13 protein-coding genes are annotated in these 13,699 nt (G+C 60.7%); 7 read left to right on the plus strand and 6 right to left on the minus strand.

Annotation, left to right across the window (positions count from 1 at the left end; translation table 11 throughout):
* Nucleotides 1-85 precede the first annotated feature (85 nt).
* Nucleotides 86-1,678, minus strand: a complete 1,593-nt coding sequence (purH, locus tag ACB040_RS13830) for a bifunctional phosphoribosylaminoimidazolecarboxamide formyltransferase/IMP cyclohydrolase (RefSeq protein WP_040067541.1) — start codon at nucleotides 1,676-1,678, stop codon at nucleotides 86-88.
* A gap of 415 nt (nucleotides 1,679-2,093) precedes the next feature.
* Between purH and zntR the strand changes: the two genes are divergently transcribed.
* Nucleotides 2,094-2,549, plus strand: coding sequence for a Zn(2+)-responsive transcriptional regulator (zntR, locus tag ACB040_RS13835; RefSeq protein WP_005341244.1), 456 nt, complete (start codon nucleotides 2,094-2,096; stop codon nucleotides 2,547-2,549).
* Between the two features lie 214 nt (nucleotides 2,550-2,763).
* The gene (locus tag ACB040_RS13840) at nucleotides 2,764-3,003 is read left to right on the plus strand and encodes an alternative ribosome-rescue factor A (protein ID WP_005340543.1); all 240 of its coding nucleotides are present in this window, start codon (nucleotides 2,764-2,766) and stop codon (nucleotides 3,001-3,003) included.
* A gap of 103 nt (nucleotides 3,004-3,106) precedes the next feature.
* On the opposite strand, the gene hemW is transcribed toward ACB040_RS13840, so the two are convergent.
* Both hemW and rdgB read right to left on the minus strand, forming a co-directional pair.
* A complete protein-coding gene (hemW, locus tag ACB040_RS13845; RefSeq protein WP_371155230.1) occupies nucleotides 3,107-4,252 on the minus strand; it encodes a radical SAM family heme chaperone HemW in 1,146 nt (381 codons plus the stop codon).
* Between the two features lie 90 nt (nucleotides 4,253-4,342).
* The gene (rdgB, locus tag ACB040_RS13850) at nucleotides 4,343-4,939 is read right to left on the minus strand and encodes an RdgB/HAM1 family non-canonical purine NTP pyrophosphatase (protein ID WP_005340539.1); all 597 of its coding nucleotides are present in this window, start codon (nucleotides 4,937-4,939) and stop codon (nucleotides 4,343-4,345) included.
* A 238-nt stretch (nucleotides 4,940-5,177) separates the two neighbouring features.
* Here rdgB and ACB040_RS13855 point away from each other — a divergent pair, with 238 nt between their 5' ends.
* The 3 genes from ACB040_RS13855 (at nucleotide 5,178) to ACB040_RS13865 (ending at nucleotide 8,084) form a co-directional block, all read left to right on the plus strand.
* Nucleotides 5,178-6,341 (plus strand): multidrug effflux MFS transporter, encoded by a 1,164-nt coding sequence (locus tag ACB040_RS13855; RefSeq protein WP_201947104.1) that lies wholly within the window; start codon nucleotides 5,178-5,180, stop codon nucleotides 6,339-6,341.
* Between the two features lie 135 nt (nucleotides 6,342-6,476).
* Nucleotides 6,477-7,526 (plus strand): oxidoreductase, encoded by a 1,050-nt coding sequence (locus tag ACB040_RS13860; RefSeq protein WP_201947103.1) that lies wholly within the window; start codon nucleotides 6,477-6,479, stop codon nucleotides 7,524-7,526.
* A 309-nt stretch (nucleotides 7,527-7,835) separates the two neighbouring features.
* Nucleotides 7,836-8,084, plus strand: coding sequence for a hypothetical protein (locus tag ACB040_RS13865; protein WP_005340533.1), 249 nt, complete (start codon nucleotides 7,836-7,838; stop codon nucleotides 8,082-8,084).
* A 62-nt stretch (nucleotides 8,085-8,146) separates the two neighbouring features.
* Here ACB040_RS13865 and rimJ read toward each other — a convergent pair whose 3' ends face one another.
* Together rimJ and ACB040_RS13875 are read right to left on the minus strand one after the other, a co-directional pair.
* The gene (gene rimJ, locus ACB040_RS13870) at nucleotides 8,147-8,698 is read right to left on the minus strand and encodes a ribosomal protein S5-alanine N-acetyltransferase (RefSeq protein ID WP_338773745.1); all 552 of its coding nucleotides are present in this window, start codon (nucleotides 8,696-8,698) and stop codon (nucleotides 8,147-8,149) included.
* Nucleotides 8,698-9,252 carry a GNAT family N-acetyltransferase gene (locus ACB040_RS13875; RefSeq protein ID WP_139436561.1) on the minus strand — a complete coding sequence of 185 codons (555 nt, stop codon included), beginning with the start codon at nucleotides 9,250-9,252 and terminating at the stop codon, nucleotides 8,698-8,700. Before ACB040_RS13875 ends, rimJ begins: the two co-directional genes overlap by 1 nt.
* A gap of 346 nt (nucleotides 9,253-9,598) precedes the next feature.
* Here ACB040_RS13875 and ACB040_RS13880 point away from each other — a divergent pair, with 346 nt between their 5' ends.
* The gene (locus ACB040_RS13880; RefSeq protein ID WP_338773744.1) at nucleotides 9,599-11,374 is read left to right on the plus strand and encodes a M4 family metallopeptidase; all 1,776 of its coding nucleotides are present in this window, start codon (nucleotides 9,599-9,601) and stop codon (nucleotides 11,372-11,374) included.
* Between the two features lie 32 nt (nucleotides 11,375-11,406).
* Here the strand turns inward: ACB040_RS13880 and ACB040_RS13885 are convergent, their stop codons facing one another.
* Nucleotides 11,407-12,300 (minus strand): LysR family transcriptional regulator, encoded by an 894-nt coding sequence (locus ACB040_RS13885; RefSeq protein ID WP_005340524.1) that lies wholly within the window; start codon nucleotides 12,298-12,300, stop codon nucleotides 11,407-11,409.
* 92 nt (nucleotides 12,301-12,392) lie between these two features.
* On the opposite strand from ACB040_RS13885, the gene mdtH reads away from it, so the two are divergent.
* Nucleotides 12,393-13,589: a multidrug efflux MFS transporter MdtH gene (gene mdtH, locus ACB040_RS13890; protein WP_005340523.1), complete on the plus strand. Its 1,197-nt coding sequence runs from the start codon at nucleotides 12,393-12,395 to the stop codon at nucleotides 13,587-13,589.
* The last annotated feature ends 110 nt before the right edge of the window (nucleotides 13,590-13,699 follow it).

Raw genomic sequence — 13,699 nt, forward strand, 5'->3', positions numbered from 1 at the left:
GGACGGCCACCCGGGCCGTCAGTCAGCGGAAATAGTCAGTTGAAAAGAGACAACAAAAGGGCCGCCATCGGCAGCCCCTGACCCATCAATGACGGAAATGGCGCATGTTGGTGAACACCATGCACATACCGTGTTCGTCGGCGGCATCGATCACCTCCTGATCGCGCATCGAGCCACCCGGCTGGATCACGCAGGAGATACCGGCCTGCGCGGCAGCATCAATACCGTCGCGGAACGGGAAGAAGGCATCGGAGGCCATCACGGAGCCCGCCACGGTCAGCCCTTCATCCGCCGCCTTGATACCGGCGATTTTGGCCGAATAAACACGGCTCATCTGGCCTGCGCCGACGCCGATGGTCTGGCCATCTTTGGCGTAGACAATGGCGTTGGATTTGACGAACTTGGCCACTTTCCAGCAGAACAGCAGATCTTGCAGCTCGGCCTCGGTCGGCTGGCGCTTGCTGACCACGGTCAGGTCACCCAGAGTCACCATGCCGAGATCCCGCTCCTGTACCAGCAGACCGCCGTTGACGCGCTTGAGGTCAAAGCCTTGCGCCGGAGCCGTCCACTGCCCGCATTCGAGCAGACGCACGTTCTGCTTGGCGGCGACCGCATCGCGGGCCTCCTGGCTGACGGTTGGGGCGATGATCACTTCGACAAACTGGCGGGCCACGATGGCTGCCGCAGTGGCACCATCCAGCTCACGGTTAAAGGCGATGATGCCGCCAAAGGCGGAGGTGGGGTCGGTCTGGTAAGCGCGATCGTAGGCACTCAGCAGGTCGCTACCGATGGCCACACCGCAGGGGTTGGCATGCTTGACGATGACGCAGGCCGGCTCGTCGAACTCTTTGACGCACTCCAGCGCCGCATCGGTATCGGCGATGTTGTTGTAGGAGAGCGCCTTGCCCTGCAGCTGGATAGCGCTGGAGACAGAACCCGGAGCGGCATGCTCTTCGGCGTAGAAGGCGGCAGCCTGATGGCTGTTTTCGCCGTAACGCATGTCCTGCTTCTTGATGAACTGGCTGTTGAAGGTGCGCGGGAAACGTGACTCCTCGTCACCCTCCTTGTTGTCACCGTAGGAAGGAACCATGGTGCCGAAGTAGTTGGCGATCATGCCGTCGTAGGCAGCAGTGTGCTCGAATGCGGCGATGGCCAGATCGAAACGGGTCGCCAGTTTCAGGCTGTTGCCGTTGGCATCCATTTCGCGAATAACCCGATCATAGTCGGCAGCTTTGACGACGATAGCGACATCTTTATGGTTTTTGGCGGCAGAACGCACCATGGTCGGGCCGCCGATGTCGATGTTCTCGACCGCATCCGCCAGGGTGCAGCCCGCTTTGGCCACGGTGGCAGCAAAGGGGTAGAGGTTGACGACAACCATGTCGATGGGGGAGATAGCGTGCTGGGCCATGATGGCGTCATCCTGATCCCGACGGCCGAGGATGCCGCCATGAACCTTGGGATGCAGGGTCTTGACCCGGCCATCCATCATTTCAGGGAAACCCGTGTAGTCGGAGACCTCGGTCACCGGCAGACCCGCCTCGCCAAGCAGCTTGGCGGTACCGCCCGTGGAGAGCAGGGCAACACCACGCTCGTTGAGTGCCTTGGCAAATTCCAGAATGCCAGTTTTGTCAGACACACTCAGCAGTGCACGGCGAATGGGTCGAGCTTGTTCCATCACACTATCGTCCTCAACATAACGGGGACCGTTCCATGGGAGGCGAGGCTCAACACAGAGAGTCCCCAAATAAATGGAAGTGGGGGATTTCGCAAACCACTCTCGCCCCGACATCCGGCAAAAGCGTTTTAGGAAATGCCCGCTTGGTGCGGCACTCTGTTATGGGCGCGTATTCTACACAAAAAATGTGACCTGTGGTGGATTTTTTGAAACAGCAAAGCCTTATTTGGCGCGGCGTTAAACGTTTTCCACCTGATTTTCTCGAAACGTTTGCACTTTCAGCGTTTTATGGAAAAAAGGGTCGCCAGGAGATGTTTATCTGCCCCTTTTATGCCCTTGGCTGGCAATCCATGGGCAAAGGGGTGATAGTGGATTCCGGTTTTTGTGGCGGCATACATTCAAGGGGAGAGAGAGCATGTATCGGATCGGTGAACTGGCCAAGGCGTGCGGGGTCAAGGCAGATACCCTGCGTTTTTACGAGAAGAACGGGCTTATCTCACCGGGGATCCGCAACGAATCCGGCTACCGCCTCTACAGTGAACAGGACAAGCGGCGGCTGGAGTTCATCATTCGCGCCAAGTCGGTGGGATTCTCGCTGGCCGATATCGGCGAGCTGCTCGACCTTGATACCAACAAGGCCAAAGTCACCTGTCAGGAGGTGAAAGCAGTGGCCGACACCAAGCTGGCCCAGGTGGAGCAGAAGATCATCGAACTGACCCGCTTTCGCGACAATCTGCGCGAGCTCTCCAATATCTGCTGCGGCGGGCCGCGCTCGGCGGAGCACTGCGCCATCCTCGAGACGCTGGAATCTGGTGCCCCGGCCCATCACGAGCACCACAGCCACGACCAGCATGACCCGGTTCACGGCTGACATGGTATGCCTGACTGAGCGTGCCTGGCTCAGTGTGACTGACTCGGCGCGCCCGACGCATTGCTCCGGCGGCGATTTGGTGACAAAATCGCCGCGTTTTTAACCGGTGCCAGTGCATCCGGTTGCCGGGCGCTAGCCTGCACAGGCGCTCGCAGTGAAAACCGCCATCCAGACACAAGAATCAACACAGCAAGAGAAAAGAAGAGGAGCCATTATGGCCAAAATTCGGGTCGACCAACCCGCCCTCCCCCGTGAGGAAAATGCGCAAGGGGGCAACTATGCCCATCAGCGCGGCGAGATAAAGGATAACCATCTGCATGCCCTGCTCTCCGATCCGCTGTTTCGCAGCCGAGTCGAGCGCAACAAGAAGGGCAAGGGGAGTTACCAGCGCAAGGCCAAATTCGGCAAGCGGTGGGAGCCCGGCCAACAGCAGATGATCCGCGTCTGCTGCTGAGCGGGTTTCTACCGACCAAAACAATCAGGGCGCCATTGGCGCCCTGATTGTTTTGACAGAAGAAGCGATTTGGCAACGCCAACTCACAGCCTCAACAGGCCGCTCACTCATCCATAAAGAGTTCGAGCAACACGTTGAGATAGCGATGGCCGAGAGAAGTGAGCTGCCAGCTCTCTCCCAAATCCTCGATCAGCTCCTTGCTTTGGGCGATGGCGAGCACCGTCTCGACCCGCTCCAGCGGCAAGCCGGTATAGGCCTCGAACTCCACCTTGGGGGCCGGTTCAAACAGGCGGAAGCGGTTCATAAAGTATTCGAGCGGCAGATCGTCTGCCGTCACCTGCCACTGCTCGTCCAGATAGGGGCGACTCTTGTCCAGATACCCTTTCGGATGCTTCACCTTGGCGGTGCGCAGGATCTGCTGAGCCGCGAGATCAGTCACCTTGCCGTGAGCACCACAGCCGATCCCCAGATAGTCGCCAAAGCGCCAGTAGTTGAGGTTGTGATGGCACTGGTAGCCCTCTTTGGCATAAGCCGAGATCTCGTACTGGCGATAACCGCTGGCGGTGAGCATGGCGTGGCCCTGCTCGTAGATGTCCCACAGGGTGTCATCTTCCGGCAGCTTGGGCGGTTTGGAGGCAAAGGCCGTGTTCGGCTCTATGGTGAGCTGATACCAGGAGAGGTGCGGCGGGGCGCAGTCGATAGCCTGCTGCAGGTCATAAAGGGCATCGTCCAGACTCTGATCCGGCAGACCGTGCATCAGATCCAGATTGAAGGTGGGCAACTTGATGGCGTGGGCCAGTGCGGCGGCCTTGCGCGCCTCTTCCGGGCCGTGAATGCGGCCGAGGCGGGTCAGCTTCTCCTGCTGGAAGCTCTGCACCCCGATGGAGATACGGTTGATGCCGGCGCGCTGGAAACCGGCGAACTTGTCCGCTTCCACCGTGCCCGGGTTGGCCTCCATGGTAATCTCGCAATCTGCAGTGAGCGGAATGCGGGCTCGCACCCCGTCTAGCAAGGCTTGCATCGCCTCCACCGTCAACAGGCTGGGGGTGCCGCCGCCGATAAAGATCGAGGAGAGTGGCCGCCCCTGCGCCCACTTCAGATCCTGATCCAGATCTTCCAGCAGGGCGGCGACATATTCGAGGTGAGGCAACGCCCCCTTCTGGGCATGGGAGTTGAAGTCACAGTAAGGGCACTTCTGGACGCACCAGGGCACATGAATATAGAGAGAGAGCGGCGGCAGTTGCAGCATGGGGCTTCCAATAAAACGGGGGCTCAAGGCCCCCATTGTAGATGACTATGTGTAATTGACCGTGTGTAACCGACAAGGTGGCGAAGTAACTCAGTGCGCCGCAGCCAGCGCCGCTTTGAGCTTGGCCAGCGCCTGACCGCGATGGCTGAGCTGGTTCTTCAGCTCGGCGGGCATCTGGGCGGCGGTGCAGTCGTGATCCGGCACGAAGAAGACGGGGTCATAGCCAAAGCCATGTTGACCGCGCGGCTCGTCGATGATCATCCCTTCCCAGCTCGCCTGACAGATGATGGGAGTGGGATCGTCAGCGTGGCGCATATAGACCAGCACACACCAGAAGCGGGCGCTCTTCAGGTACTCGGGGGCACCTTGCAGCTCGCCGAGCAGCTTCTCGATGTTGGCCTTGTCACCGGCACCCACACCGGCAAAGCGGGCGGAGTAAACGCCGGGGCGCCCTTGCAGCAGATCGACTTCCAGACCGGAGTCATCGGCCACGGCGGGCAGACCGGTAATACGGGCGGCGTGGCGGGCCTTGATGATGGCATTCTCGACGAAGGTGGTGCCGGTCTCATCGGCATCGGAGACCGCAAACTCGCTCTGTGGGATCACCTGGATCTTCATATCGGCCAACATGGCGGCCAATTCCTTCACCTTTTTCTGGTTACCTGTTGCCAGGACAAGCTTGTTCATCGAGCACCTCCGCAAAAATAATCTGCGCATTCTATGCGGCGCAAGCGTTTAGTAAAAGCGTCAATTACACCCGCTGTGATGGGGTTACGGGGGATTTGCCGCCATCGAATAACCAGCTTTTTAATACATGTTTCCATAATGGAATAACCAAAGTGATTAAATACCATTTCTATTCATTACTGTGAGTCAGTAGACTCGCGCCCCAATTCATTAACCTGGCTGACTAAAGAGGTGACAGATGCCATTGATACTTTTACTCGTACTACTGGTGCTGTTCAGTCCGCTGGCTATCGACATCTACCTGCCCGCCATTCCGCAGATGGCCGAGCAGCTGGGCGCCGAAGTAACTCTGATGCAGGGCACCATCACCTGGTTCCTGTTCAGCATGGGACTGGGGCAACTGCTTGTTGGCCCGCTGGCCGATCGTTACGGTCGCAAGCCCATCGCGCTGGGCGGCGTGCTGCTCTATGGCCTGAGCGCGCTGGGGGCCGGTTTTGCAGCCAGCCTCGGTGAATTGATGCTGGCCCGGGTGCTGCAGGGCTTCGGCGCCTGCGCTACCTCGGTCGCCGCCTTCTCGGTGGTGCGTGACAGCTATGGCCCGAAAAAGAGCGGTCAGATGATCTCCTACCTCAATGGCGCCATCTGCTTTATTCCTGCGCTGGCCCCCCTGCTCGGTGGCTGGCTCACCGCCAAGGCGGGCTGGTCTGCAAACTTCTGGTTTATGGCCGGTTATGCGCTCATCGTCGGCAGCTGGCTGATGTGGCGGATGCCGGAGACCCGCCCGGAGGAGACCCGCAGCGAAGGGGCTCTCATCAGCTGGTCCCGCTACAGCCCGGTGCTGCGCTCCCCCAGCTTCCTGTTCAACGCGGCGCTGTGCATGCTGGCGATGGCGGTGATCCTCGCTTATGTCACAGCCGCACCGGTGCAGCTGATGGTGAAACTGGGGCTCGATATGAGCGGCTTTAGCTACTGGTTTACCGCCAACGCAGCCCTCAACATCCTGGCCTGCTTCATGGCGCCGCGTTTTATCGCCAAGGTGGGGCCAAGACGCACCCTGCGCATCGGCCTGCTGGTATTGATGCTCTCGGCCATCACCCTGACGCTGGCGATGCACATCGAGCATCCGCTGGCGATGATGGGGCCGGTATTCCTCTCCAGCATCGGCTTTGCCATGATCCTGGGCGCTGCCGCCGGGATGGCGCTGGCACCGTTCGGCCACTGCGCCGGTACCGCCGCCGCTCTGCTCGGCCTGTTCCAGATGAGCGGCTCCGGCGCCCTCGTTGGCTTGACTGGCGCCCTGATGCACGACCCGATCAGCCAGCTGGCGCTGCATATGTGGCTGCTGCTGCCGCCTCTGGTGATGCTGATGACCCGACGCGGCCGCCGCTTGTGTTTGCAATAAATCCTGTGCTCTGATGGGCACACTCAGGGGGCCATCGGCCCCCTTCTCGTTTGTATCGCCTTTACAACGAATGGCCATCCGGCAGAGAGCCTGTGATGGCGACCCCACTCACTCGATGTCAGCGGAGAACTCCCGATGAGCCACACTCTCAACGCAGCCCTGGTGGGCTATGGCTTTGCAGGCAAGACCTTCCACGCCCCCTTCCTCGCCACCACGCCGGGCTTGTCCCTGAGTTGGGTGGTGAGCCGCGATGCCGCCAAGGTGCAGGCCGATCTGCCCGGCTGCCGGGTCGGTTCACTGGAGGAGGTGCTAAGCGATGAGACCGTCGATCTGGTGGTGATCGCCACCCCCAACGACACCCACGCTCCTCTGGCCCGCCAGGCGCTGCTGGCAGGCAAACATGTGGTGATCGATAAGCCCTTTGCACTGGATCTGGCCGAGGCGCAAGCGCTGGTCGAGCTGGCCGAAAAGCAGCAGCGGCTGCTCAGTATCTTCCACAACCGTCGTTGGGACGGGGATTTCCTTACCGTGCGCCGTTTGATTGCCGAGGGGACGCTGGGACAGATCGCCCAGTTCGAATCCCACTTCGATCGCTATCGCCCCGAGGTGCGCCAGCGCTGGCGCGAAGCGGGTGGCCCGGGTTCCGGCCTCTGGTTCGATCTCGGCCCTCACGTGCTGGATCAAGCATTGCAGTTGTTCGGCCAACCGGACTGGTTGCAGGCCGATCTGGCCGAGCAACGCCCCGGCGCACTGGCGGACGACTACTTCCATGTGGTGCTGGGTTACGGTGCTCTGCGGGTTATTCTGCATGGCAGCTGTCTGGTCTCGGCCACCATGCCGCGCTTTGTCATTCACGGCAGCCAGGGTTCGTTCGTGAAATTCGGTATGGATGTGCAGGAAGATCAGCTCAAGCTGGGCAAGCGGCCACCAGCAGCTGATTGGGGCATTGATAGTGAACCCGGTCAGCTCAGCCGCATTGTCGATGGTCAGCTGCAGCAGCAGAGCGTGGTGGGTGAGGCGGGGGATTATGGCGCCTACTATCGCGGTGTCTGCGCCGCCATCAAGGGCGAAGGGAGCAACCCGGTGCCAGCAAGTGAAGCGCTGGCGGTGATGGCGCTGCTGGATCTGGCCCGTCAGAGCCACCTTGAGGGAAAACGGCTGCCCTGTCAGAAGCTGTCTGACTAAGGTGCGGGTCATCGGCCGCTATTGACCAACCTTGACCTTGTTAAACCGCCACAAGATGGCATCAAAGTGGTGTTTTATTGTGCAATTGGCGCCATTTAACGGCATCTTGTATTGATATCAGTCGTTGCAGTGGAGCTTTTTATCCACGGCACGAAAAAATGTCATTGTGATATCCGTTTTCATCGGTAACTAATGGGGCTATATTGCGCCCGCCTGCTGCCTCCCGGCTTCTTGTTTCAATACCGGGCAACGGTGGGCGCTGTGATGGTTGCACAGACCATCTCTCCATATTTATTTGAGGGAATGCACATGAACAAAGTACTGGTAGCCGGTATCCTGGGTCTGATGTTGACTGCTTGCGGTCAGAAAGAAGAAAAAGCTGCCGCTCCTGCTGCTGCTCCGGCCGCCGAAGTTGCTGCCACTGTAGAAAAAGCCGCTAGCGAAGCCACCTCTACCGTAGAGAAGGCCACCTCCGAAGCGACTGCAACCGTAGAAAAAGCTGCTACCGAAGCCGCTACCAAGGTTGAAGCTGCAGTGAGCGATGCCAAGGCCAACTAAGCCTGCACCTCATTCGAAGACGGGTCCGAAGGCAACTTCGGGCCCGTTTTTTTATCTGACGATCAGGGAGCCGGATTAATCAGCGAGGTGAGGATGTGATCCTCCCAGCGACCATTGATCATCAGATACGCCCGCGCGAATCCCTCCCGCTCGAAGCCGAGCCGCTCCAGCAGGGCGCCGCTGCGCTGATTGGCAGGCATATAGCAAGCCATGATGCGATGCAGATCGTGCTCGCAAAACAGGTAGTCGATGGCGGCTGACAGCACCTCTCTCATCACCCCCTGCCCCTGATGCTGCTGGTCGATGGCATAGCCCAGATGACACGCCTTGAAGACCCCCATCAGGATATTGCTGAAGTTGCAGGTGGCGATCACCCGCTCGCCAGCCGGATCGAGGGCCACCAGATTGACGCCGGTGCCGTTGAAAAACTGGCTGTAGCTGTCCTGCAGCCGGGCATGCCAGTAAGAGAGGGTGTAAAAGTGCTCGTCCCGCAGCGGCTCCCAGGGGGCGAGATGGGCGCGGTTGCGCCGGTAGAAGTCGAGCATCATGGGGGCCTGATCCGGCGACAGTATGGTCAGGTGGGTGCGGGCCGTCTTGATATGTGGCAGCGCCATCAGGACTCCCTCTGTCTTAGCCACTCATCGCGCAGCAGGCTGTAGTGGACATGGTCCACAATCCGGTTGCCCAGCCGCTCTGCGCGCCGGGTCACCCCCTCCAGCTGCATCCCGAGCCGTTCACAAACAGCCCTGCTGGGCTCGTTATCGGTGGCGGCGCTGATCTCCACTTTCTCCATCCCCATCTCCTCGAAGGCGTGGTGGATCAGGGCCTGACAGGCCCGGGTGATGATGCCGTTACCCTGCCAGCGCTCCGCCAGCCAGTAGCCGATGACCACCTTGCCAAGGTCATGATCGATGCTGTTGTAACCGATAACCCCCACCACCTCCCCCTGATACTCGATGGCAGTGGTGAGCCCCTCGCCGCGGGCGAACTTCTCGATGGCACTGCGAATGAAGAGGGCGCTGTCGACAGGGCGCTGGATCAGTGGCGGCCAGGGCAGCCACTGGGAGAGGTACTCCCGGTTGTCATTGCAGAGGGCAAACAGTTCGCTCGCCATATCTGGCTGCAAGAAGAGCAGCGCAAGCTCGTCGTCCAACTGCCATGAAAACATGGGATTCTCCTTTCAAATCAGTGATCAAATAGCGAATCAGCACCCAATGTAGCCAATCGCCACTGGCCGCGCCAGCCACTTTTACGCCTCCCCTCCGGCAGGTATCGCAGAGGGTCTCAGCGTGCGTTCTCTCCTCCCTCAAAAGAGGAGGGTGGGTGTCTGAAACCGGATAATGCTCTCCACATGGCGCCGAAGAATGCCCCCAAACGGCACTTTGGCAGATCCTGCTACCCCTTTGTGCTGCGCTGTCACTTTTGACAGGGGGCACTTTCCCCCACCGGCACTAGCTTCAAAACGCCCGACCTTCGGTCGGTTTATCAACCTCATCGATTTAAGGAAAGAAGAGATGAATAAAATTTATCTGGCCGTTGCGCTGGCTTGCTGGGGAAGCGCCGCACTGGCGGCACAAGAGGTAGAGATCAACGTAACGGCAAACGGCATCCGGGCCATGACAGGCCTCAGTGCCGCGAGTGGTACCTTGCAGCTGGAAGATGGCGAATTTCGTCAGGTGCGGGTGGTCAAGCTGCCCAACGGCCAGCAGCGGATCCGCTACGAGCAGGTCTGGAACGGCATCCCGGTAATGGGTCAGGTGGTGGTGGCTGACAAGAGCCTGAACGGCCAGCTGCAACAGGCCAGTGGACGCATGCTGCGCCAGATCGATCAGGATGTGGCAAGCCCGGCCGCCACCCTATCTCCACAGGATGCCGCCAGCAAGGCCAAGGGGGGCAGCAAGGGGAGCAACGAGCAGGTCAAACTCTACGTGATGCAGGATGAGAACGGGCTGGCCCGGCTGGTTTATCAGGTCTCCTTCATCGCCGAAGGTGACAAGCCAAGCCGCCCCTTCGTCATTCTTGATGCCCAGAGCGGTGAGGAGCTCAAACGCTGGGAGGGGATCAACCACAAGGATGCCACTGGCCCCGGGGGCAACATCAAGACCGGCAAATACGTCTACGGCACCGACTTTGGCCCACTCATCGTGGATGACAACTGCCGGATGACCAGCCCCAACGTCGATACCATCAACCTCAACCACGCCACCTCCGGCGGCGCCATCCACCAGTTCACTTGCCCGGAGAACCGGGTCAAGGAGATCAACGGCGCCTACTCGCCCCTCAACGACGCCCACTACTTCGGCAACGTGGTGTTCGACATGTACCGCAACTGGTACAACACGGCGCCCCTCACCTTCAAACTGAAGATGCGGGTTCACTACAGCAAGAATTACGAGAACGCCTTCTGGGATGGCAGCCAGATGACCTTCGGTGACGGCGCTACCACCTTCCACCCGCTGGTGAGCCTCGATGTGGCGGCCCACGAGGTGAGCCACGGCTTTACCGAGCAGAACTCCGGGCTGATCTATTCAGGACAATCCGGCGGTATCAACGAGGCCTTCTCCGATATGGCGGGTGAAGCGGCCGAGTTCTACATGAAGGGGAGCAACGACTGGCTGGTCGGTGCCCAGATCTTCAAGGGCAACGGCTCCCTGCGCTACTTCGAGGATCCGACCCGGGATGGCAGATCCATCGGCCATGCCGCGGATTATCAGGAGGGGATGGATGTACACCACAGCTCCGGGGTCTACAACCGCGCCTTCTACCTGCTCGCCACCAGCAGCGGCTGGAACACCCGCAAGGCATTTGAAGTGTTCTTGCTGGCCAACCGCCTCTACTGGGGCGCCAACACCAACTACCAGCAAGGGGCCTGCGGCGTCAGCCGGGCGACCGCCGATCTGGGTTACAGTCAGGCGGATGTGGCACGGGCCTTCCAGACCGTCGGGGTTGATACCAGCTGCGGCACCACTCCGCCACCGAGCGACAATGTGCTGCAAAACGGCGTGCCAGTGAGCAACCTCGCCGCCAGCAAGGGTGGCAAGCTCAACTACACCCTGAACGTACTGGCGGGCACCAGGTCGCTGCAGATCAGCAGCAACGGCGGCACCGGTGATGCCGACCTCTACGTCCGCTTTGGCAGCGCCCCCACCAGCAGCAGTTATGACTGCCGCCCCTACAAGGGGGGCAATAACGAAAGCTGCTCGTTCACCAATCCCAAGGCGGGCACCTGGCATGTGCAGCTGTCAGGGTTTTCCGCGTTCAGTGGCGTAACCCTCAAGGCCAGCTACTGATCCACCCGATGCGGGCCTTGTCCCGCATCGCGCTACTCATTGCGCCACCGTTTCGCCAGCGTGCGGGCGGTGGCCAACACGGTTTCCCGGGCCGGATTGGGCCGCTTGCCACCGCGCCACGCCATCATCACATCCCAATGCTCCTGCGGCAGATTGCGCACATCGAGCCTGACCAACCGCCCCACCTCCAGATCCCGCTTGATGGCCAGCTCCGGCATCAGGGTGATAAACCCGTGTTCCAGCGCCAGATCCCGCGCCGCACTGGCGGGCTGCACCGCATGCAGGGGGCTGGCCGCCCGCCGCAGCCGCCGCAACTGCTGGATAAAGACGTCACACCCCGGCCCCCATACCTGAGGCGCCAGCCGCTGGTCGGCAATATCCTCCAGGGTGAGGCCGTGACAACCGGCCAGCGGATGCAATGGCGAGGCGATAGCGATGATAGGGGAGCAGCAGAGCAGCTCCATCTGCAGGCCCGCAACCGGCGGGCGCTTGAGCACAAAGCCGATATCGGCCTCGCCGGTCAGCAGCGACTGCATGATCTCGCCGGAGTGATCCGTGGTGCAGCGGATCTCGAACGGCTCGTCCACCAGCTCCATCAATAACGAGCCAAACACCACCGAAGTGAGGGATGGCAGGCTGGAGAGACGGATACAAGGCAGCGCAGGCGCCCCCTGCAGTGCCAACCGCCCTTCGCTCAGAGTGGCCAGCGCCGAGCGGGCGGCAGGGAGAAACTCCTCGCAGGCACGGGTCGGCGTCACCCCGCGCCGATGACGCTGAAACAGCGGTGCCCCGAGGCTCTCCTCCAGCTGGGCAATCCGCTGGCTCACCAGCGGCTGTGACCAGCCACGAATGGCCGCCGCCTGACTGAAGCTGCCCAGCTCGGCCACATCCAGCAGCAGTTGCAGATCGTCCAGATCCATAGACATAAATAATCCTGATATGAAATATAGGTAGTTGTCGTCTACCACTATATCTAAACCCTCTCCAGAATGAAGGTATCTGTAAATGAGAGGGCGTTATGGTCGATAGGGCGAGGTTTTGGGGGCGCTGGTTTCTGGCGCTGGATACCACACTGGTGATCCTGGGTTTCTTTGTGGTGATGCCGATGATCAGCCTGCGCTTCGTCGATCAACTCGGCTGGGCGGCCGGTCTGGTGGGACTGGCCCTCGGCCTGCGCCAGCTGACCCAGCAGGGGCTGGGGATCTTTGGCGGCTCGCTGGCCGACCGCTTCGGCGCCCGCCCGCTCATCGTCACCGGCATGTTGCTGCGCGCCGTCGGCTTTGCCACCCTGGCCTGGGCCGACAGCGGCGCCATGCTGATCTTCTCCTGCTTCCTCTCGGGTCTGGGCGGTTGCCTGTTCGACCCGCCACGGGCCGCACTGGTGATCAAATTTACCCGTCCCCATGAGCGGGGCCGCTTTATCTCCCTGCTGATGATGCTGGAGAGCGCAGGGGCCGTCACCGGTGCCCTGCTAGGCAGCTGGCTGCTGCGCTTTGACTTCACCTATGTCTGCCTGCTGGGCGCCGGACTCTTCACCCTGGCGGCGCTCTGCAACTGGACCCTGCTACCCGCCTACCGCCTCTCGGTCAAACCGACTCCGATGCGGGAAGGGTTGGGACAGGTGCTGGCGGATCGCGCCTTCTGCCGACTGGTGCTGATCTTAAGCGGCTACTACATGCTGTGGGTACAGGTGATGCTGATTTTCCCCATTCTGGTCAAGCAGCTCTCCGGCACAACCACTGCAGTGGGCTGGATGTACAGCTTGGAAACGGCGCTGTCACTGGCGCTGCTCTACCCTATCGCCCGTTTCAGCGAGCGGCGCTATCGGCTGGAGAGCCGACTGATGGCAGGTATCCTGCTGATGACGGTGGGGATCGGGCTGGTCGCTTTCGTCAGCACCCTCTCCGGCATCTTCGTACTGCTGGCCTGCTTCTATCTGGGGATCATCATCTGCGAACCGGCCCGGGAGACCCTGATGACCCGGCTGGCCAACCCCACAGCCCGCGGCAGCTACATGGGCTTCAGCCGCCTCGGACTGGCGCTGGGGGGCATGACCGGCTACGTGGGCGGTGGCTCCCTCTATGACTTCTCGCTGCAACAGGGGCAACCGGCCCTCCCCTGGCTGGTGCTGGGCACCATAGGCGTCGCCACCATGTTGCTGCTCGCCCGCTGCTTCTCCCGCCGCCCGGAGCTGGCCATCAGAGCCGCTGCCTGAAGCCCCCCCTGCCTACGGCAGCCCCGCCAACGGGGCTGCCGCTCACCCCATATTCTGCAAGTCATCACAGCAAAAGGTTGCGAATTACAACTTTTACGCTATTTTAGTTG

The organism is Aeromonas sp. S11(2024) (assembly GCF_041402345.1).
Taxonomy (GTDB): domain Bacteria; phylum Pseudomonadota; class Gammaproteobacteria; order Enterobacterales; family Aeromonadaceae; genus Aeromonas; species Aeromonas veronii.